Origin of the sequence: Rahnella bonaserana, from assembly GCF_019049675.1 — a bacterium.
GTDB lineage: Bacteria > Pseudomonadota > Gammaproteobacteria > Enterobacterales > Enterobacteriaceae > Rahnella > Rahnella bonaserana.
Genome location: NZ_JAFMOW010000058.1, coordinates 64,590 through 85,667, shown reverse-complemented (window position 1 = coordinate 85,667; position 21,078 = coordinate 64,590). Strand labels below are relative to the sequence as shown.

Here is a 21,078-nt window from a genome sequence, read left to right as displayed (position 1 = left end):
GTCTCGAGTAAAGTAAGTTTTGCCCCACACGAGACGCTAACCTCGGGTGGTGGCTCAGACAGAGTTAGCGTTACCGGACTCGAAAACCGGCGCTTCTGAGAAGCCCCTGCCTGAACCACCATAATTTACAGGTGACTCAAAACCTGCGGCATTATGCCACAGTGCAATCGAGTAAATCTGATCCAGAACGCTAATTCTGACTACGGTTCTTCCGCAGCGAAGCGACTATATTCCTGCCATTTTTCGAATGAAATGGGCTGTATGGATTTACAGGGAGTTACTTTGGAATCTGGAAGATGTCTCGCAGGAATAACGCCGGTCGGCCCCCTCCCAACCTCCCCCTTCGCAAGGGGGAGGAGTAAAGAAAACCCGCAGCTTTTGCAGGAGCAAAAGGCAAACCCGCTTCAGACCACCACAACTCCCATTCTTTCCCGCGCTTCTTCATACGTCGGCATGGATGCCGCTGCGCCTGCGCGTTCCACACATACAGAAGCATAAGCGGATGCGAATTGTGCGGCTTCGGGAAGTGTGGCACCGGCGGCGAGTTGGGAGGCCAGCGCGCCATTGAAGGCATCACCTGCGCCGGTGGTGTCGACAGGAGTGGCCGGACAGGCCTGGATAATCTGCGTTTCGCCGTTCACTGAAAGCAGCGCGCCCTGCGTGCCTAACGTGATGATCAGCGCCTGTATTCCTTTGGCGTGCAGCGCGTGGGCAGCGCGTCCGGCAGAGGGAATATCGCGAACTTCAATGCCGGTCAGCAGCGTGCATTCTGTGGCGTTCGGCGTCAGTAAATCCACCTGCGCCAGCAGATGATCGGACACCGGCTGGAACGGCGCGGGGTTGAGGATGATATAGGTGCCGTTGTCCTTCGCGATGCCGATCAATTTTTCAATCGCTGGCAGATTGTTTTCCAGCTGCGTCAGCAGGATATCAGCGGCAGCGACGGCCGGACGGCACTGTTCGACTTCTTCGTCGGTGACCGTCAGGTTTGCGCCCGGATCAACGGCGATCATGTTTTCGGCATCGGCTCCGGCGACATAAATCAGCGCGTTGCCGGTCGGGCATTCGCTGGTGGAAAACAGGGTGACGGCATCGAAACCGGCGCTGTCGAGATGGCGGCGGGCAAACATGCCGAAATCATCGCGGCCAACTTTACCGATGTAATGAACCCGTGCACCGGCTCGCAGCGCGGCGACCGCCTGGTTGGCGCCCTTACCGCCCGCGCCCATCATGCTGTTGCGGGCAATCAGGGATTCTCCCGGTTTGGGAAAACGCGCCATGCCCGCGACGATATCGAGGTTGAAAGAACCAAATACGCATACCTTGCCTTTGTTCATGCCTCTCTCCTGAAGGAAAATGTTCCGGCGGCCAGGGCTGGCTGCGACGGAAAAACGCGCTGTGCGGCTAAACATGCGCCACGGCAACCGGTCTCATCGGTGACGGCGCTGAAATGAATCGTCAGTCCGTTCGCCGGATAAGGGCTGCGCAGATGGCTGCGTAGCTGCTGTTCCAGTTCGGCCAGCGGGAAGTTTTCCATCGCCAGCACGCCACCGCCCAGCACTAAATATCCGGGATCCAGAATGTTCATTTCGCTGGCGACAGTTCGCGCCAGTCGTGCCACAAATTCGGTTAAATCCACATGTCCGGCATGACGCACAAACAGTTCGGCGAACGGCGTATGCGGCGCGTGCTGCCGCGCCCAGCCGGTCAGCCAGTTACCGGAAGTCAGCGTCTCGACGCAGCCAGTTTTGCCGCACGGACAGAGCAGCGGATTGCCTGCCAGCGGAATGTGACCGAGTTCCCCCGCACCGCCGTGCGCGCCGTGATAAAAATCACCGTTGATCCATAAACTGTTGCCCAGCCCGGTGCCGAGATACAGCCCGACGGCAACATCCGGCTGCGCGCCGTGCTGCATTAAATCCCACCACATCAGATGGTTAACGTCTTTATCCATCGCCACCGGCAGGTGTAAACGTTGCGAAAGCAGCGTCGCCACCGGCTGATTATCCAGCGCGGGAATGAACGGCAGCGATAACACGGTTTGCCGGTCGCGGGACAGTACGCCCGGCAGCCCGAGCATCACCTGCGCCACCTGATGATGCGGATCCTGTTCCTGCAAATACGCCATGATCAGGTTTTCCAGCCCCTGTAACGGGTCAGTCTGCCCCGCCCAGCTTTGGGTCGGGGTTTTGTGGTAGCCGCGAAAATTTTGCTGGCTGTCCATCAGCATTAAACGGGTATTGGTGCCCCCGACATCCACTCCAAGAAAGTGCGGCATACGGCTCTCCTGCCCTCAGGCTGCGTGACGCGCCTGACGCATCTGATCGAGCATTTTGTCCCAGGCAACATCCAGATCGTTGTCCAGCGTGAACAGGCCGGAACTGCCGACGATCAGCACTTCCGCGCCCGCGCCCATCAGATCCTGATAAGTCCGCAGGTTGCAGGAACCGTCGATTTCGATCAGGTAGCGGTAACCCTTTTGCTGTTTGAGATCGCGCAGCTGGGCGATTTTCTCCAGCATTTCAGGGATGAACGGCTGTCCGGCATAGCCCGGATCCACAGTCATCACGGTGATTTTATCCAGCAGATGAATGTAATGCTGGATGTACTCCACCGGCGTCGCAGGGTTGAGCACCACACCGACTTTTTTACCCAGCGAGCGGATCTGACTGATGATGCGGAACGCGTCGCGGTTGATGGTTTCGGCATGCGGGCAGATAAAATCGGCACCGGCAAGGGCTATCGGCTCGATAAAGTCAGCCGGGTTTTCCACCATCATATGCACGTCCAGAACCAGGGGCGTATGCGGTCGGATCTGCTCGATAAAGAACGGTGACAGCGTGATGTTTTTAACGTAATGGCCGTCCATGATGTCGATGTGCAGCATGTCGGCGCGGCGGTTCAGCACCTCGAGTTGCTGTTTAATGTCGATCAGGCTCATGCACATCAGCGACGGAGAAATTTTGTAATCCATGATGTTTTCCTAAGTCAGAGGCAATGTTAAAAAGAGTGTTTAAGGTTGAGCCGCCCGCGCTTTGGCAGCACTCATTCGCCCCGCCCTTTTTTGCAGATAACGGCTGCGGAAGAATTTCAGCGCCAGCACCACAATCAGTACCGCGCCCCACATCGCCAGGCTGAAATGCGGGCTGACGTTCATCAGATTCAGGCCGGTGGAAATCACCTGCAGAACAATCAGCGAGAGCACGACGCCTGCAACTTTGCCGAAGCCACCGTTGGGATCGGTGCCGCCGAGAATGATGGCCAGCACCGTCAGCAGCAGATACGAGTCGCCGTAGCCCATGCGCGCCGAATTAAAACGCGCCATCATGATGAGTCCGGCTATCACGCATAACATGCTGGAAATCACGTAGATGGCGATCAGCACGCGGTGGGTATTCACGCCGCTGAAATGGGTGGCGTTGATATTGCTGCCGCTCATGTAGATGTATTTACCGAGGCGGGTGCGTTCTAAAAACACCGCGATTAAGGCGGCGGTCAGCAGAAAGATGATTAAGGGAACCGGCACGCCGAGCAGGGTTTCCGCGCCGATAAAGCGCACGATATCGGGCATACCGCTGATCGCCGCTCCACGTGAAAGGTAGATGCCGACGCCGTTCACCATGGTCATGGTCGCCAGCGTCACCAGAATCGGATGCGCGCCGACGTACGCCACCAGCGCGCCGGTCAGCATGCCAATCACCAGCGCCAGAATCATTGCGCCGACCAGCGCCAGCGTCAGCCACACCGCCTGCATCGCCATGCTGGCATCCGGCGGCAACCAGGTGAGAAACACCCACGCCATCAGTAAACTGGTCAGGTTAGCGGTGGCGATAATGCACAGGTTCAGGCCGCCGCTGAGGATTGGGATAAACATCGCCAGCGTCAGTAAACCCAGCTCCGGCAGCTGGAAGGCGACGCTCATAAAGGTGGCGTCACTGAAGAAGCGCCCCGGCATCGCCAGGCTGAAGCCGATGATCACCACCAGCAATAACAGCGATAATCCGAGTGTCGTGTTGTCTATCTTCAGGGAAGCGATCTTCAGGTTGCCGATTTTCAGGCGAGGCCCCGCATCGGGCTTCGCTTTAAGACTCACATTTCTGCTTTTTGCGAACATAGCGGTTTTCCTCAGGCGAAGCCGACTTCGGTTTCTTTGCGTTTCTTATAATGGGTGACGGTGATGGCCGCGACGATCACCACGCCGATGACGATGTTCATGAAGTAGCTGGATACGCCGATCAGATTGAGGCCGTTTTTCAGCACGCCAATCAGGAACACGCCCATCAGTGTGCCGACCACGCTGCCTTTACCGCCGTTGAGGCTGGCACCGCCGAGTACCGCTGCCGCCAGCACATCCAGCTCGCCGCCGACCAGCGCATTCGGTACCACTTCACCCACGCGATACACCTGCACCAGTCCGCCAATCGCCGCCATCGCACCGAGATAACCGTAAGCAAAGAGATGCAGTAAACCGACGCGGATCCCGATACGACGCGCAGATTCCTGATCGCCGCCGACGGCGAACAACTGGCGTCCGAGATGGGTTTTGTTGAGCAGGATCCAGCTCAGTCCGGCGACTGCCAGCATCACCACCACCGGCAAACCAATCTGATAATGCTGTTCGCCGACGCTGAACGGCAGCACGCGGATCGGCGTCGTCAGCCAGTCCGGCAGGTCGTACAGACTGGTGCCGTTGGTCAGCCACATCAGCATTCCAAACAGCAGTGACTGCATACTGATGGTGACGATGATCGACACAATACGCAGGCAGTAGATCAGAAGGGCATTGATCATCCCGAGCACGGTACCGATGGCGACCGCCAGTATAATGCTGCCGGCCGGACTGCTCAGACCGTAGTGGATCGCCAGTGTCGCGATGATGTACTGCACGACAGAAGCCACGGCAGCGAACGAAATATCGATTCCGCCGGTGACCAGCACCACGAACAGGCCGAGGGCAAAGATGCCGCTGACGGCATAGCTTTCGGTCAGATCCAGCAGGTTCTGTAAAGTCAGAAACTGGTTGGTGAGCAAGGAAAAGGTGACGATCACCACCAGCAATACCCAGGCTAAATAGCCTTCGTTACTGGACGGGCGTAACCGGCTGAGCTTAAGCATTGACCGCCTCCGCAAGTTGTTGCTGGGTGATCGCGCCCGGCAGATATTCGCCAACCACCGTGCCTTCACTGAAATGCAGCACGCGGTCGCAGTTGAAATAGACTTCAGGCACTTCGTCGGAAATCAGCAGGATGGAAATCCCCTCTTCCGCCAGCTGGTGGATCAACTGATAAATGCTGGCTTTCGCGCCAACATCGACGCCAACCGTGGGGGAATCGAGGATCAGGATTTTCGGCTGCGTCAGTACCCATTTCGCGAGGACGATCTTTTGCTGATTGCCGCCGGAAAGTGTGGAGATCGCCTGATCAGGACTGGCGACTTTGACGCCGAGTTTTTCGATCCACTGCTGGATTATCTTGTTTTTGCGATATTCATCGATCAGGTGAAAACGGCTGCGAAGCTGATCCATGATTGCCAGCACGGTATTGTCGCCAACCGACTGCTGCTGGATCAGCCCGAGCGTCAGGCGATCTTCCGAGACATAACCGACGCCGGATTTGATCGCGTCTTCGTGGCTGCGAAAACGCACCGGTTTGCTGTCGAGATAAATTTTGCCGCTGTCAGGTTTGGTCATGCCGAACAGGCTGAGTGCCAGTTCGGTACGGCCACTGCCGAGCAGACCGCATAAACCGAGCACCTCTCCGGCATGCAGTTTGAAACTGACGTCGTGATACTGGCCAGCGCGGCTGAGTTTGTCGGTTTCCAGCATGATGCGTTGGTCATTCATGTTGGCGGCTTTCAGGCGGTAATCGAGTTTAAGGCCGGTCATCAGTTCGGTCAGACGTTCGCTGCTGACTTCAGAGGCCGGAAAGGTACCCACTTTTTTACCGTCGCGGATCACCGTGACGCTGTCGGAAATCTCCAGCACTTCATCGAGGCGATGACTGACGAACACCACGCTGATGCCTTTACTTTTCAGGTAATGCACGGTGCGCAGCAACTGATTCACTTCGGTGCGGGTCAGTGAGGCGGTCGGTTCATCCATAATTACCAAACGCGCATCGGCCACCAGCGCCCGACAAATCGCCACCTGCTGGCGCTGGGCAATCGGCAGCGCCGAGACTTTGCTGTCGAGATCCAGCGTGTAATTCAGTTCAGTCAGAATGCGCTGCGCGGTTTCCCGCAGGCGCGACGGACGATACCAGCCCATCAGCCCCTGTAAGTTGTGGTCGAAGGCGATGTTCTCGAACACGCTGAGGTTCGGGAACAGCGATAAGTCCTGATAAATCACCTGTACGCCAAACTGCCGCGCCTGATCCGGTGACAGTTTGCTGAAGGTCTGGCTGCCCTGCGACGGCGAGCTGAGCGTGATCTGGCAACCGTTGTCCGGCTGATAAACCCCCGAGATCACTTTGATCAACGTACTTTTTCCGCAGCCGTTGGTGCCCGCCAGGCAGTGAACTTCGCCCTGCATCAGCCGCAGGGAAATGTCGTTGAGCGCACGCTGCCCGCCAAACGTCACTGACAGGTTTTGCACATCAATCAGCGGCGCGTTATCTGTTTGAATGATCTCGGAGATTGCCATGATTACAGTCCCATTTTGACCAGTTTCGGCAGGTTCGCTTTATCCAGGCTTTCAGTTTCGTTGCCCAAAATGGTGCGCGTTGCCTCGTCGACTTTCACTTTGCCCATGCCTTCAATGGTCATGCCGTCAGTGATTTTTTCGCCTTTTTCCAGCTTCTCGGCGATGCGCACAAAGACTTCACCGGCAACCATCGGGTTCCAGATAAAGCCGCCTTTGATGGCGCCGGCTTTCACCAGACTGGCGCCCTGACCCGGACTGAACGGCCCGAACACGCAGATGTCGTCAGTTTTGCCACGGTTAAGCACCGCGCGGCCTGCACCTATCGGACCTTGTGAACCGATCGCCAGAATGCCTTTCAGGTTGCCGTCTTTGGACATCAGGTCGTTAGTGGTACGGATGCTGTCATCCAGCGATTCGCCGACACCGAATTTGTCGCCGACCAGATGCATATCCGGATAGTGTTCTTTCTGATAATTGATGGCGGCATCGGCCCATTTCTGATGCAACGGGACGGTCAGACTGCCGACGTACACCGCGTAATCCCCCTTTTCCTTCATGCACTGCGCCAGCGCGATCATGTGATTAATGCCGTGCTGCGTGGCATCGACCATTTCGAAATCCCAGTCGGCATATTTCTGATCCGGCGATTCATGCACGATGACTTTGATCCCGGCGTCGTGAGCGCGTTTCAGCACCGGCTCCAGCACGCGGGCATCGTTCGGCACCACGCCGATCACATCCACTTTCTGGGCGATCAGATCTTCAATCGCACGCACCTGCAACGCCGGATCCGCACTGGTCGGCCCGACCTGCCACGCGTCGATCCCGCGTTTGGCCGCTTCGCTTTTGATCCCGGCTTCCATCGCGTTGAACCAGGCGTTACCGCCCACTTTCACCACCACGCCCATGCGAATTTTGTCAGCGGCATGCGCAGACAGGGACAACATGGCTGTGGCGAACAGGCAGGCAAGAACGGATTTCTTGATCATGTTTACTCTCCTGGGAGGTCAGTTATGTGCCGCAGCTAACGGGCCGTTGCGGCTGTTTTTAGTTTTTTTCTGTAGGGGTGACGGAGAAACTTCAATCACGTTAACGTTGCTCCAGGCCAGTTCCTGGCGGAATTCTTCATCCTCCAGATGGTCTGTTATCAGTGTGTCGATTTCCCGGTAGTGGCAGATCCGCGCAAAGGAGCGGCGGCCGAATTTGCTGGAGTCAGCCAGCAAAATTTTATGCTCGGAGGAAAGCAGCATTTGCTGTTTCAGCCGCGCATGATGCTCGTTACTCTCACGGATGCCGCCTTCGTGGCTGATGCCGTGACAGGAGAAAAACAGTTTGTTGATGACGAACTCTTTCAGCATCTGCTCGGCCAGCACGCCGACGAAATCTTCGTATTTCGCCGAGTATTCGCCGCCCAGTCCGATCACCCGCACGTTAGCTTTCACCGCCAGCGTCTGGATGATGTGTACGGAGTTAGTCAGCACCACCAGCTGAATATCGGGCAACTGACGCGCCAGAAACCAGCTGCTGGAACTGCTGTCGAGCAGCAGGCAATCACCGGGATTAATCAGCTGCAATGCCCGTTTGGCGATGCGCGTTTTGCTGTCCGGCGACTGATTACTGCGGTCACGAAAGGACTCACCCTGTTCAATCTGCGAAGGCACATAGGTTTTTTCGCCCGCCGAATGCTCCAGAAACACCGCGCCGCCATGGCTGCGTAACAGCACGCCGCGCTTTTCCAGCAGCGCCAGATCCCTCCGCGCCGTTTCCAGCGAGATACGGCATAACTGCGCCACTTCCTGTACCAGAATGCGTCCGCGCTGGCTGAGAATTTCGGTGATATAACGATGTCGCTCTACTGGCAGCATGTGGTGATTCCTCTTTCCCGATGTCAAATAGGATACGCAGCCGGATGTTCATGGAATGCGCAGTGCCTCAAAGGCGACTGTGCGCATTTTTTGCCACAATCGTCCTGTGATAGTTGTCACGAAAAGGTGAGAAAAGTTGAAATGTTAAAGTTTGGATCTGTGGCGGGAGCGGCATTAAATCGTTATTTGCGTTGCAACAAGACAGCAACAGATTTGCAAACGGTCACAATTCCTCGTGCAATTTAATGACCGTTAGTGACCGGTTGTGTGGATTTGACCGTTTGGGGGAGTGAACGGGGAGCGTTCCCCGTTATTAATGATTTACTCTGATTACCTGCCGCCAGCCAGTTCGAGAAAACTGCCGGTGGTGTAAGAGGCGGAATTCGACAGCAGCCAGGAGATTGCCTGTGCCACTTCTTCCGGCTGACCGCCGCGCTGCATCGGCAGATTAGCTTTCACGCGATCGACACGCCCCGGCTCACCACCGCTGGCATGCATTTCGGTATAGATCAGGCCGGGACGCACACAGTTTACGCGGATACCGTACGGGGCCACTTCCAGCGCCAGACCGGTAGTCAGGGTATCCACCGCACCTTTCGATGCCGCGTAATCCACATACTCACCCGGCGCGCCCAGACGGGACGCCGCCGAGGACACATTCACAATCGCCCCGCCCTTTCCGCCATGACGATGCGACATGATTTTCACCGCCTCGCGGCAGCACAGGAAATATCCGGTCACGTTGGTAGACAGCACTTTATTGATGCGTTCAGCGGAGATATTTTCAATGGTGGTCTGCTGGAACAAAATCCCGGCATTATTCACCAGCGCGGTGATCGGGCCGAGTTCGGCGCTCAGCTGTTTGAACATCGCGACAACCTGCGCTTCATCAGCGATATCAGCTTTGAGTGCAATAGCTTTGCCTCCGGCCTGATGGATTTCATCGATGACGGAGTGCGCTGCGGTTTCATTATTCACATAATTCACACCGACGGCGTACCCCTGCTGCGCAAGAAGAAGAGCCGTTGCACGGCCGATGCCACGGCTGGCGCCGGTGACGAGAGCGATTTTCATTGAATACTCCAGTGGGGGAAAGTGAGGAAAGTGTAGAAGAGGAATATTCAACTGCAAGGTCAAGTTCGTGGGTTGCCACCCACACTGGCCCAAAGGACGCGTAAACGCGCGCCCTCTGGACTCCCCCGTTTTTTCACTGCGCGCTGCCGCTAGACACTATGTTTCAGAAATCATGGTGACAGGCTGGAAATCTTGCCGCTGCGCGGTCCCTTCCTTTCGGGATTGCAGCCTGGGGTCTGCAACCTCTCAGTCAGCAAGCTTTCTGAATCGCCCGCGGGATCTTAAATTCAAAAACACAAGGGGTTTATCTTTTAGAGAAGGTAATTGGCGTGCTCAAAATTCAGCTGAACGGAGCGGCTTCAAGACCTATGGCTTGGGTCGAGCTCTGCAAGACAACGTCACGAAGTGACGGCCCGAAGGGCGAGGCCCTAGGCCGAGTAACACCGAGAGAAGGCAGTGCGAAGCACCTGAATTTACGCCACTCACTATTTTAGCGGTGCATGTCCATCGTGAATGCGACAGCGCGGAGTGAAAAAACGCAGGATTGTTAAGGGGCGCGTTTACGCCCCTTAACCCGGTGTGGGCCGGCGCCCACGACCTTGATTTTGACGTTAGCAAAAAGCCGCCACTAGCTGCGGCTTCAGCTAAAAAGAGTCTTACTCGTAATCTGACATCGGCACACATGAACAGAACAAATTCCTGTCCCCGTACACGTCATCCAGACGTTTCACGGTCGGCCAGTATTTGTTGTCGTAACCGGCCGGGAATACCGCGACTTCACGGGTATACGGGTGGTTCCAGTCGCTGACCAGCTCGTTCTGCACGTGCGGTGCATTCACCAGCGGGTTATCTTCCAGCGGCCATTCGCCTTTTTCCACGCGGTCGATTTCACTGCGGATGGCCAGCAGCGCATCGATAAAGCGATCCAGTTCCACTTTGCTTTCGGATTCGGTTGGCTCAACCATCAGCGTACCGGCAACCGGGAAGGACATGGTCGGGGCGTGGAATCCATAGTCGATCAGACGTTTGGCGATATCCATTTCGCTGATACCGGTGGTGTCTTTCAGCGGACGAATATCCAGAATACATTCGTGCGCAACACGACCATCACGGCCGGTATAGAGCACCGGATAGGCGTCTTTCAGACGGGTGGCGATGTAGTTGGCATTCAGGATAGCGACCTGGCTGGCTTGTTTCAGGCCTTCCGCGCCCATCATGCGGATGTACATCCAGCTGATTGGCAGAATGGAAGCACTGCCAAACGGAGCCGCAGAAACCGCGCCGTTTTGCGTCAGTACGCCGTCAATCTGTACCACACTGTGACCCGGAACGAACGGAGCCAGATGTGATTTCACGCCAATCGGCCCCATGCCAGGACCGCCGCCGCCGTGCGGAATACAGAAGGTTTTATGCAGGTTAAGGTGCGAGACGTCCGCGCCGATGTAACCCGGCGTCGTAATGCCGACCTGTGCGTTCATGTTCGCGCCGTCGAGGTAAACCTGACCGCCGTACTGATGCACAATCTGGCACACCTCACGGATGGTTTCTTCGTAAACACCGTGCGTTGACGGATACGTCACCATGATACAAGACAGCTCATCACCCGCTTTCGCTGCTTTCTCACGCAGGTCACTCAGATCGATGTTGCCCTGTTTGTCACACGCCACCACTACCACGGTCATGCTCGCCATTTGCGCGGAAGCCGGGTTAGTACCGTGCGCTGAACTTGGGATCAGGCAGATATGACGACCGCTCTCGTTACGGCTTTCATGGTAACGACGGATGGCCAGCAGACCCGCATATTCACCCTGCGCGCCGGAGTTCGGCTGCATACAAACTGCGTCGTAACCGGTGAGCTGAACCAGCCATTGTGACAGCTGACCAATCATTTGCTGATAACCGCCAGCCTGTTCTGTCGGGCAGAACGGATGAAGTTCAGCGAATTCCGGCCAGGTAATCGGGATCATTTCTGCCGCAGCATTCAGTTTCATGGTGCAGGAACCCAGCGGGATCATCGCCTGATTCAGCGCCAGATCCTTTTTCTCCAGACGGTGCATGTAACGCATCATCTCGGTTTCGCTGTGGTACTGGTTAAATACCGGATGGGTCAGGATCGGATCCACACGCAGCATCGCCGCAGGAATGGAGTTGCTGTCGGTCGATGCGGCTTTGTCCAGTTTGTCGATATCCAGACCGTTATCGTCACCCAGCAGGGCTGCAAACAGAATCTGAACGTCTTCGCGGGACGTAGCTTCATCAAGGGTGATACCGACTGCGCCGTGAATGTCAGTACGCAGGTTCAGGCCGAAGCTCAGCGCGCGTTCCAGCACGGCGGCTTTGTCTTTGACTTCAACAGTCAGTGTATCGAACCAGGTGTTATGACGCAGCGTCAGACCGCCCTGTTTCAGGCCAGCGGCCAGAATATCGGTAAGACGATGAATACGTGACGCAATGCGTTTCAGGCCTTCAGGGCCGTGGAATACCGCATACAGGCTGGCAATATTCGCCAGTAAAACCTGCGAGGTACAAATATTGGAGTTGGCTTTTTCGCGGCGGATATGTTGCTCGCGTGTCTGCATCGCCATACGCAGTGCAGTTTTGCCTGCGGCATCCCGGGAAACCCCGATGATACGGCCGGGCATGGAACGTTTGAATTCATCTACGCAGGCGAAAAATGCCGCGTGCGGACCGCCGTAGCCCATCGGCACACCAAAGCGTTGTGCAGAACCGAAGACTACGTCTGCGCCCTGCTTGCCCGGTGCGGCCAGCAACACCAGCGCCATGATATCAGCGGCTACGCTGGTAATAATTTTGCGGGATTTCAGTTCGCCCAGCAGTGCGGTGTAATCGTGAACTTCACCGGTGGTGCCAACCTGCTGCAACAGCACGCCGAACACGCCTTCCAGCTCGAGCACTTTCTCGGCTTTATCAACGATGATGTCAAAACCGAAAGTTTCCGCACGGGTGCGAACCACGTCCAGCGTTTGCGGGTGCACATCATCAGCCACGAAGAAACGGTTAGCGTCTTTCAGTTTACTGGCGCGTTTTGCCAGCGCCATCGCTTCGGCGGCGGCAGTCGCTTCGTCGAGCAAAGAAGCAGAAGCCAGATCCAGACCGGTCAGATCTAACGTCAGTTGCTGGAAGTTCAGCAATGCTTCAAGACGACCTTGTGAGACTTCCGGCTGATACGGTGTATACGCGGTGTACCAGCCCGGATTTTCCAGCATATTGCGCAGGATAACCGGCGGCGTCAGCACCGCGCTGTAACCCATACCGATGTAGGATTTATAGCGCTGGTTCTGGCTGGCAATGGCTTTCAGCTCAGCCAGCGCCTGATGTTCAGTCACGGCATCGCCGACAGCCGGTGGCCCCGGCAACTGGATATCGACCGGAACGATCTGCTGGATCAGCGCGTTTAAGGAGTCCGCACCGACCGTTTCCAGCATTTGCTGCTGCTGCTGAGAAGACGGACCGATATGGCGGCCAATAAAGGCTTCGCTGTGTTCGAGTTGGCTGAGAGTCTGAGTCATTTGCTACGCATTCCTGAAATCTGCTGGAGGTGTCTTGGGATACTGACAAAAGCTACGGGTCGGGATCTGCCCCGCAAACGGGTTGCGGGGCGGGTCAAGCTATGTGTAATTATTCGTCGATGGAAGCTGAATAGGCTTCTGCATCAAGCAGCTTAGCCAGTTCGCTTTCGTCTGACGCTTTAATCTGGAACAGGAAACCGGTGCCGTAGGGCTCGCTGTTGACCAGCTCCGGAGAACCTTCCAGTTCGCCGTTAACTGCAACGATTTCGCCGCTGATAGGAGAATAAATATCTGACGCCGCTTTGACGGATTCAGCCACGGCGCAGTCTTCACCGGCAGCCACTTCGCGGCCAACTTCTGGCAGATCAACGAAGACCATGTCGCCCAGTAATTCCTGCGCGTGTTCGGTGATGCCTACGGTGTAAACGCCGTTGCCTTCTGAACGTACCCACTCGTGGGAAGAGGCGTATTTCAAATCTGCTGGAACATTGCTCATGTTACTTTCTCCAAAAAAGTGCTTAATTCAGCGTTAACTGGATAATTTTTATTACGAATTCTTTACTGCACCAGCGGTTTGCCATTACGGACAAAACCTGGCTTAGTGACTTTTACCGGCATTTCGCGGTTTCGGATTTGCACAATAGCGTTTTCGCCAATGCCCGCCGGAACGCGTGCCAGAGCAATACTGTAGCCCAGCGTCGGAGAGAATGAGCCGCTGGTGATCACGCCTTCCAGCGTGTTGCCCGCGCTGTCGGTGAATCGCACCGGCAGTTCGTTACGCAATACGCCTTTCTCAGTCATCACCAGGCCGACCAGCTGTTCGGTGCCCTGCTCGCGCTGTCTTTCCAGTGCGTCACGGCCAATAAAGTTACGGTCTTCCGGTAGCCAGGCGATGGTCCAGCCCATGTTGGCCGCCAGCGGTGAAACGCCCTCGTCCATTTCCTGACCGTAGAGATTCATGCCTGCTTCCAGACGCAGCGTGTCGCGCGCGCCCAGACCGGCAGGTTTCACGCCTGCGGCCAGCAATTTCTGCCAGAAATCCGCGACCTGCTCTTGCGGCAGCGCAATTTCATAACCCGCTTCGCCGGTGTAGCCGGTTGTCGCGATAAACAGGTCACCCGCCTGAACACCGAAGAACGGCTTCATGCCCGCGACCGCTTGTTTTTGTTCATCGGTGAACAGGGTTTGTGCTTTTTCTTTCGCCTGCGGGCCCTGCACAGCAACCAGCGCCAGATCATCACGCACCGTCAGTTCAACAGCGTAGGGTTCTGCATGCTGCGAAATCCATGCCAGATCTTTCTCGCGGGTTGCGGAGTTAACCACCAGACGGAAATAATTTTCGTTGAGGAAGTAAACAATCAGGTCGTCGATCACGCCGCCTGAAGCATTGAGCATGCCGGTGTACAACGCTTTGCCGGGAACGGTGAGTTTGGCGACATCGTTCGCCAGAAGGTAACGGAGGAATTCACGGGTACGTGCACCGTGCAGATCGACAATGGTCATGTGAGAGACGTCAAACATACCGGCATCCTGACGCACGATGTGGTGTTCATCCAGCTGGGAGCCGTAATGCAAAGGCATCATCCAGCCGTGGAAATCGACCATACGCGCGCCGCACGCAACATGTTGTTCATAAAGCTGAGTCTGCTTAACCATCTTATTCCTCATTTAATTAAGTGCATAAACAGCACACCGCGCAAACGATACCCTCGCTCGAACTTACCACTGAATCTCCCTGCTAACCATAAGTTAAAATATGCAGAGCGGGATAAATGTCAGTGATTTCACAAGGGCATTGTGCAGAGTTTTTGACTGGTAAACTGGGGTTTGTGACGCAAAATCTACAAATAAACATCAAAAGTATCGATGTTATATAACGACAAGGCCGGATTTCTCACCATTTGCAGAATGAGAAATCCGGCCCCGGATTAGAAAATGTAATGGAAAAACTGAGCTGAAATTAGATTATTTCAATCGAAGTGAATCGTCCTGTAACCACGCCGGTAAATCATTCAGCCCCATTGCCTGACGCACCAGTTTAGGTTTCACGCCCGGCAGAGAATCCGCCAGCGTAAGACCAATATCGCGCAACAGTTTTTTGGCAGGATTGTCACCGGCAAACAGTTCGCGGAAGCCCTGCATACCCGCCAGCATCAGCGCGGCGCTGTGTTTGCGACGGCGCTCGTAACGACGCAGATACATATGCTGACCGAAATCTTTGCCTTCTTTTTGCAACCGCCTGATTTCAGATGCCAGTTCAGCGGCATCCATGAAGCCTAAGTTGACGCCCTGACCGGCCAGCGGATGCACGGTGTGCGCCGCATCGCCCACCAGCGCCAGACGTTGTCCGGCAAAGCTGCGGGCATAACGGCCGGTCAGCGGGAAGGTCAGGCGCTCGCTTTCAACGGTACAAATACCCAGGCGCAGGTCAAAGGTGCTGGCGAGGATTTTGTTGAACTCCTCAGGCTCCAGCGCGCTCAGGCGCTGTGCTTCATCCGGCGAAACTGACCAGACAATAGAAGATAAATGAGCATCGGCCAGCGGCAGAAATGCCAGAATGCCTTCGCCGTGGAATACCTGGCGTGCAACAGACTGGTGCGGCTCTTCAGTGCGGATGGTCGCCACCAGTGCATGGTGCCGATAATCCCAGAATGTCAGCGGAATGTCGGCATGCTGACGCAGCCACGACTGTGCGCCGTCCGCACCGACCACTAACCGTGCGGTGAGCTGGCGATCATCGTTGAGGGTGATAAACGCCTCGTTTTCGCCCCACGCCACATTTTTCAATGTTGCCGGCGCGAGCAAAGTGATGTCGGAGGATTTTTCCGCACGCTGCCACAATGCGCGGTGGATCACCTGATTTTCAATGATGTGACCGAGATGGCTGAAACCGTATTCTTCGCCACGGAACGCGATTTTACCGAAGCTGTCGCGATCCCAGACTTCCATCCCCTGATAGGCATTGGCGCGCTGAGCAATGATGTTGTCCCAGACGCCGATATATTTCAGCAGACGTTCACTGGCAGCATTAATTGCAGAAACCCGCAAACCCGGCTGTTCCGGTAACGGTGAATCGAGATCCGGCTGCTGGTTTTCCAGCACCGCCACGCGCAGGCCGCTGCCTTGTAAACCACATGCCAGCGCCAGACCGACCATTCCGCCACCGGCGATAACCACATCAAAAGATTGCATAATTTTTCCTGTAGGGATTAACGATCGACCCAGCCCAGCGTTCTGCGAGTAAAAGCATCGCGTAATGGCGTAATGCCTTCCATCGCCAGTAAACCGAGATTACGTCCGACCATTAGCGGCAGCCAGCGGTTGGCAAAAAGGTGGATCAGGCCATCGGTCACGCCGACGGTGGCCTGCTGATCGGGCTGACGACGCTGCTGATATTCACTCAGTACAGGGTAACTGCCGACATCGCTGCCTTTCGCAGCCGCGTTAGCCAGCGTCTCAGCCAGCGTCATGACGTCACGTAGCCCGAGGTTAAAACCTTGTCCGGCAATCGGATGCAGCGTTTGCGCCGCGTTACCGACCAGCGCCAGACGATGGCTGATATGGCTGTTGGCTTGCTGTAGTTGCAGCGGATAACTGAACCGTTTACCCGCCTGCTGGATGGTGCCCAGTCGCCAGCCGAAAGCTTTTTGCAGCTCGCTGAGGAACTGCGCCTCAGTCCAGTGATCAATCTCTTCTTTCGCTTCGCGCGGATGACACCAGACCAGCGAACTGCGGCCATCGGACATGGGCAGCAGTGCCAGCGGACCGTGTTTTGTGAAGCGCTCAAAAGCGCGATTGTTGTGCGGCTCGCTGGTTGCCACGTTGGCAATGACGGCGATCTGAGCATAGTCTTCACGCTGCCAGCCAATGTTGCAGGCTTTCGCCAGCGAAGAATGTGAACCGTCAGCGGCGACAAGCAGCTGAGCGGTCAGTGTTTCACCGGTATCGAGCGTGACGCAGGCAGAATCCTGCGAACGCGTGACATCCGTGACTTTAGCCGGGCAATGCAGCGTGACGCCGGGGGCATTTTTCAGCATGGCAAACAACCGCTTGCCAACTTCATGCAATTCAACCACCTGCCCGAGCGCTTCAACGCCGTAATGTGCGGCATTGAGATTCACAAAAGCCGCATGACCGCGATCACTGACGTGGATATCACGAATTGGCGTGGCGATAGCTTTCAGGGCCGGCCAGATGCCGACGCGGGCTAACTGCTGGCAGGTTCCCTGCGCCAGCGCAATCGAGCGGGCATCAAAACCCGGATGTCCGTGATGTTCCGGCGCAGAGGCTTCCACCAGATGCACCGGCAAACTGCCCTGCGTCAGCGAGGAAATCGCCAGCGCCAGCGAGGCACCGGTCATTCCGCCACCAACAATAACTATGCTCATATTATCTCTGTGCCGCCGCCATTAAGGCTTCAATATCATCAGCTTCTTTCACCACATCCCCGGTCAGAATTTCAATGCCGGTGGCGGTGATCAGAATGTCGTCTTCGATACGGATACCGATGCCGCGGTAAGCTTCGGGAACGTCCGCGTCAGGCGCGATATACAGGCCTGGTTCAACGGTCAGTACCATGCCCGGTTCCAGCGTACGGCTGCGATCTGCCGAGCCATAATGGCCAACGTCATGAACGTCCAGCCCCAGCCAGTGCGATAAACCGTGCATGAAGAACTGTTTGTACGCTTGTTCAGCGTAAAGGGTTTCAACGTCGCCCTTCATCACGCCCAGTCTGACCAGACCTTCAACCATCACGCGGACTGCGGCTTCGGTCGCGACCTGAATGCTGCTGCCCGGCCCGAAGACTTCCAGCGCTTTGTATTCTGACGCCAGCACAATGTCGTAGATTTCGCGCTGTGCTTTGCTGAATTTGCCGTTCACCGGGAACGTACGGGTAATATCACCGGCATAACCCTGATATTCGCAACCGGCGTCGATCAGCACTAAATCGCCGTTACGCAGTTCACATTCGTTTTCGGTGTAATGCAGGATGCAGCCGTTTTCGCCGCCGCCCACAATGGTGTTATAGGACGGATAACGCGCGCCATGACGATTAAATTCGTGATGAATTTCGCCTTCAAGCTGGTATTCAAACATGCCCGGACGGCATTTTTCCATCGCACGGGTATGAGCCAGCGCGGTAATTTGGCCGGCGCGGCGCATGATGGCGATTTCTTCAGCCGATTTGAACAGGCGCATGTCATGAACCCAGGGACGCCAGTCAATGACCGTCGCCGGCGCAGAGAAATTCTGGCGGAAGCCTTTGCGCAGTTTTTCCATAGCACGGTTAACGATTTCATCGGCATAGGCGTAATCGCCTTGCGCGTGATACAACACATCCAGGCCGTTGAGCAGCAAATGAAGCTGGTCGTTGATGTCATCAAAAGGCAGCGCTTTGGTCACGCCAAGTTTGGCAGGCGCGGCATCCTGACCTAAACGACGGCCAAACCAGATTTCAGCGGTGAGATCACGCACACGGTTGAACAGTACGCTGTGGTTATGATTTTCATCACTTTTTACCAGGATCAGCACCGCTTCAGGTTCATTGAAACCCGTGAAGTACCAGAAATCACTGCTCTGACGATACGGATATTCACTGTCGGCACTGCGTGTTGCTTCCGGCGCAGAAAAAATTATCGCAGCGCTTCCCGGTGCCATCTTCGCTAACAGCGCCTGACGACGATTCTCGTACTCTTGCTGAGTCATCACCTTCTCCTGAAATCGTTTTAATGTGTGCAATGTTCGGTTAATGCAACGTACGGTGGTTTTCCGCTGCCGTCGGGCGGCTGTGACCAAATTCACCAAAGCAAAGAATCGCCGCAACGCGAACGTATTCGACGACTTCTTCTAAAGATTGCGCCAGTTGTTCCTGATCTTCATCTTCGTCGTAACCAAGTTGCGCGATGCTACGCAAATCATCGATAGCTTCGCCCACTTCGCCTTTCACTTTAGCCAGTTTTGGCTGCATCATGCCCAGACCGAGCAGGAAATGGTTAACCCATCCGGCCAGCGCATCGGCACGTTCAAACACGTGTTTGTCATCGTCAGGCATCAGCATTTTGAATTCAAAGCTGTCATCTTCGAGGGTGTCTGACGTCACTTTGCGCAGTTGTTGCAGCAAATCTGCCAGCGTATGCGGGAAGGCCATGCCTTCGTTAGTCAGATCATGCACCATCGTCAGCCAGCTGCCGTCGCGATTACCACCGCACAGCAAGCCACTGATCAAACCGTGCATTTCTGCTGCGGTCAAAGCAACCGATTGTTGTTTCAGGTTTTGATCCAACGAATCGTAAGTAGGGTAAGTATTCTCAATAGACATGCGCATTCGCCATCGTTGGCAGGTTAAGTTCGTGTTATGCTACCACCAAGGTCTGTCGTAGTACCAGATTAGCAGCCCGCGATCGGTTGGTATAAGGCATGAATGGCACGCCCTGAACAATCGGGCAGCAATCAGCCGGTCATGGGGTTGTAACCTGGTATTGAGATAGTTATAGTGGCGCCCGCTTCCAACATCCTGCGCCAGGTCGTAGTGGTCACGTTGGGGCGGACGAATAAATCAGCAGGAAGGTGGCATGTCTGCACAACCGGTAGATATTCAAATTTTTGGTCGCTCATTACGAGTGAATTGTCCGCCAGAACAACAGGAAGCACTGAATCTGGCAGCTGATGATCTTAATCAGCGGTTGCAAGATCTGAAAGTTCGCACTAGAGTCACCAATACAGAGCAACTGGTTTTCATCGCGGCATTAAACGTATGTCACGAACTTGCTCAGGAAAGGTTGAAAACGCGCGACTATGCATCCAATATGGAACAACGCATTCGGATGCTACAACAAACCATCGAGCAAGCTTTGCTCGAACAAGGCCGGATCTCTGAACGTGAAGGGGCGCCTTTCGAATAACACACGTTGCTGACTGACTGGTCACAGGTCGTCAGAAACGGTAAAAAATTTCTCTGAGATGTTCGCCAGCGGGCCAGTCCCCTGAGCCGATAATTAGTACCAACAGAATGTGATGATCCGCAATCGGTGCGCATGCTCGGTCCGTCCGAGAAGCCTAAAGATTGCGACAGCACGTTCACCTTGAACCATGGGTTCAAGGGTTACAGCCTGCGACGGCATCTCGGAGATTCCCCTTTCTTTTCGGTACATCCCTTTCTGGTGTTTGTATCTATGTCCTATACACCTCTGTACGCTTCAGCACGTAACACCCTCCGCACCGAAATACGTCTACGCAGGAATAATCTGACCACTGAGCAGCAAAAACATTTTGCCCTTCAGGCCGCAGAACGCGTCGCAACCCATTCCAGAATCCAATCTTCAAAAACCATTTCCGTCTTTCTCTCATTTGACGGTGAGCTGAATACGGCCCCCCTGATCGACCGTTTGTGGCGCGAAGGCAAACAACTTTGCCTGCCGGTGCTTCACCCTTTCTCAGCAGGTAATCTGCTTTTTCTGCGTTACACGCCCGAGACTGCGCTGATCCGCAATCGCCTGAAAATTCTTGAGCCACAACTGGACGTCACGCAGGTGATTCCTTTATCACAACTGGATATCATCCTGACGCCGCTGGTCGCCTTCGACAGCACCGGGCAACGTTTAGGGATGGGCGGCGGCTTTTATGACCGTACCCTGAAACACTGGCAGGAAGGCGTGCCGTATCCGATAGGTCTGGCGCACGATTGCCAGCACGTTGATGCTTTGCCGGCAGAACACTGGGATGTGCCGTTACCGGAAGTGATTACCCCCGGCACAGTATGGACATGGTAATGCCAGACAGTAATACATCGCTAAAACGTGCAGATACGCCAGTAGCAGTAAAGAAACCATAAGTATGTTGTAACTAAGACACTTAATTTAACGCAGCACCGCAAGTCGATATAAACCTAACCTGCTGAAATTAAACGCATCCCTTCTTTTATACATACCGTTACACGCCGATACCAATCACTCACGGACAGCGCGGTTTG

At 55.3% G+C, this 21,078-nt stretch carries 18 protein-coding genes and 1 other RNA gene; 3 read left to right on the top strand and 16 right to left on the bottom strand.

Annotated elements, in window-relative coordinates; genetic code table 11:
* Nucleotides 1–404: 404 nt before the first annotated feature.
* The 16 genes from rbsK to J1778_RS08140 form a co-directional block, all read right to left on the bottom strand.
* Complete coding sequence (gene rbsK / locus J1778_RS08215; RefSeq protein ID WP_217172753.1) at nucleotides 405–1,337, bottom strand: ribokinase; 933 nt, start codon at nucleotides 1,335–1,337, stop codon at nucleotides 405–407.
* Entirely contained in the window at nucleotides 1,334–2,278 is a 945-nt protein-coding gene (gene alsK / locus J1778_RS08210; protein ID WP_217172752.1) for an allose kinase, read from the bottom strand. Before alsK ends, rbsK begins: the two co-directional genes overlap by 4 nt.
* A gap of 15 nt (nucleotides 2,279–2,293) precedes the next feature.
* On the bottom strand, nucleotides 2,294–2,974 hold the full coding sequence (alsE, locus tag J1778_RS08205) for a D-allulose 6-phosphate 3-epimerase (protein ID WP_217172751.1): 681 nt from the start codon (nucleotides 2,972–2,974) through the stop codon (nucleotides 2,294–2,296).
* A 39-nt stretch (nucleotides 2,975–3,013) separates the two neighbouring features.
* Nucleotides 3,014–4,114 carry an ABC transporter permease gene (locus J1778_RS08200; protein ID WP_217172750.1) on the bottom strand — a complete coding sequence of 367 codons (1,101 nt, stop codon included), beginning with the start codon at nucleotides 4,112–4,114 and terminating at the stop codon, nucleotides 3,014–3,016.
* Between the two features lie 11 nt (nucleotides 4,115–4,125).
* Entirely contained in the window at nucleotides 4,126–5,115 is a 990-nt protein-coding gene (locus J1778_RS08195) for an ABC transporter permease (protein ID WP_217172749.1), read from the bottom strand.
* Nucleotides 5,108–6,640, bottom strand: coding sequence for a sugar ABC transporter ATP-binding protein (locus J1778_RS08190; RefSeq protein ID WP_217172748.1), 1,533 nt, complete (start codon nucleotides 6,638–6,640; stop codon nucleotides 5,108–5,110). The genes J1778_RS08195 and J1778_RS08190 overlap by 8 nt, the downstream gene beginning before the upstream one ends.
* Nucleotides 6,641–6,642: 2 nt before the next feature.
* Complete coding sequence (locus tag J1778_RS08185; protein WP_238484625.1) at nucleotides 6,643–7,629, bottom strand: substrate-binding domain-containing protein; 987 nt, start codon at nucleotides 7,627–7,629, stop codon at nucleotides 6,643–6,645.
* Between the two features lie 18 nt (nucleotides 7,630–7,647).
* Nucleotides 7,648–8,505: a DeoR/GlpR family DNA-binding transcription regulator gene (locus J1778_RS08180; protein WP_217172747.1), complete on the bottom strand. Its 858-nt coding sequence runs from the start codon at nucleotides 8,503–8,505 to the stop codon at nucleotides 7,648–7,650.
* Nucleotides 8,506–8,835: 330 nt separating this feature from the next.
* Nucleotides 8,836–9,579, bottom strand: coding sequence for an SDR family oxidoreductase (locus tag J1778_RS08175; protein WP_217172746.1), 744 nt, complete (start codon nucleotides 9,577–9,579; stop codon nucleotides 8,836–8,838).
* A 656-nt stretch (nucleotides 9,580–10,235) separates the two neighbouring features.
* Nucleotides 10,236–13,109: an aminomethyl-transferring glycine dehydrogenase gene (gcvP, locus tag J1778_RS08170; protein ID WP_217172745.1), complete on the bottom strand. Its 2,874-nt coding sequence runs from the start codon at nucleotides 13,107–13,109 to the stop codon at nucleotides 10,236–10,238.
* 109 nt (nucleotides 13,110–13,218) lie between these two features.
* Nucleotides 13,219–13,605, bottom strand: coding sequence for a glycine cleavage system protein GcvH (gene gcvH, locus J1778_RS08165; protein WP_113878253.1), 387 nt, complete (start codon nucleotides 13,603–13,605; stop codon nucleotides 13,219–13,221).
* A gap of 62 nt (nucleotides 13,606–13,667) precedes the next feature.
* On the bottom strand, nucleotides 13,668–14,765 hold the full coding sequence (gcvT, locus tag J1778_RS08160) for a glycine cleavage system aminomethyltransferase GcvT (RefSeq protein WP_217172744.1): 1,098 nt from the start codon (nucleotides 14,763–14,765) through the stop codon (nucleotides 13,668–13,670).
* A 309-nt stretch (nucleotides 14,766–15,074) separates the two neighbouring features.
* Nucleotides 15,075–16,301, bottom strand: coding sequence for an FAD-dependent 2-octaprenylphenol hydroxylase (gene ubiI, locus J1778_RS08155; RefSeq protein ID WP_217172743.1), 1,227 nt, complete (start codon nucleotides 16,299–16,301; stop codon nucleotides 15,075–15,077).
* A 17-nt stretch (nucleotides 16,302–16,318) separates the two neighbouring features.
* Nucleotides 16,319–17,497, bottom strand: a complete 1,179-nt coding sequence (gene ubiH / locus J1778_RS08150) for a 2-octaprenyl-6-methoxyphenyl hydroxylase (RefSeq protein WP_217172742.1) — start codon at nucleotides 17,495–17,497, stop codon at nucleotides 16,319–16,321.
* A gap of 1 nt (nucleotide 17,498) precedes the next feature.
* Nucleotides 17,499–18,815 carry a Xaa-Pro aminopeptidase gene (pepP, locus tag J1778_RS08145; RefSeq protein ID WP_217172741.1) on the bottom strand — a complete coding sequence of 439 codons (1,317 nt, stop codon included), beginning with the start codon at nucleotides 18,813–18,815 and terminating at the stop codon, nucleotides 17,499–17,501.
* Nucleotides 18,816–18,855: 40 nt separating this feature from the next.
* A complete protein-coding gene (locus tag J1778_RS08140; RefSeq protein WP_112290632.1) occupies nucleotides 18,856–19,428 on the bottom strand; it encodes a YecA/YgfB family protein in 573 nt (190 codons plus the stop codon).
* A 253-nt stretch (nucleotides 19,429–19,681) separates the two neighbouring features.
* On the opposite strand from J1778_RS08140, the gene zapA reads away from it, so the two are divergent.
* The 3 genes from zapA to J1778_RS08125 all read left to right on the top strand — a co-directional run bounded on the left by zapA (nucleotide 19,682) and on the right by J1778_RS08125 (nucleotide 20,878).
* Nucleotides 19,682–20,011 (top strand): cell division protein ZapA, encoded by a 330-nt coding sequence (gene zapA / locus J1778_RS08135; RefSeq protein WP_112290630.1) that lies wholly within the window; start codon nucleotides 19,682–19,684, stop codon nucleotides 20,009–20,011.
* A gap of 47 nt (nucleotides 20,012–20,058) precedes the next feature.
* Nucleotides 20,059–20,242: non-coding RNA, 6S RNA (gene ssrS / locus J1778_RS08130), on the top strand.
* Nucleotides 20,243–20,281: 39 nt separating this feature from the next.
* Nucleotides 20,282–20,878 (top strand): 5-formyltetrahydrofolate cyclo-ligase, encoded by a 597-nt coding sequence (locus tag J1778_RS08125; RefSeq protein WP_217172740.1) that lies wholly within the window; start codon nucleotides 20,282–20,284, stop codon nucleotides 20,876–20,878.
* Nucleotides 20,879–21,078 lie beyond the last annotated feature (200 nt).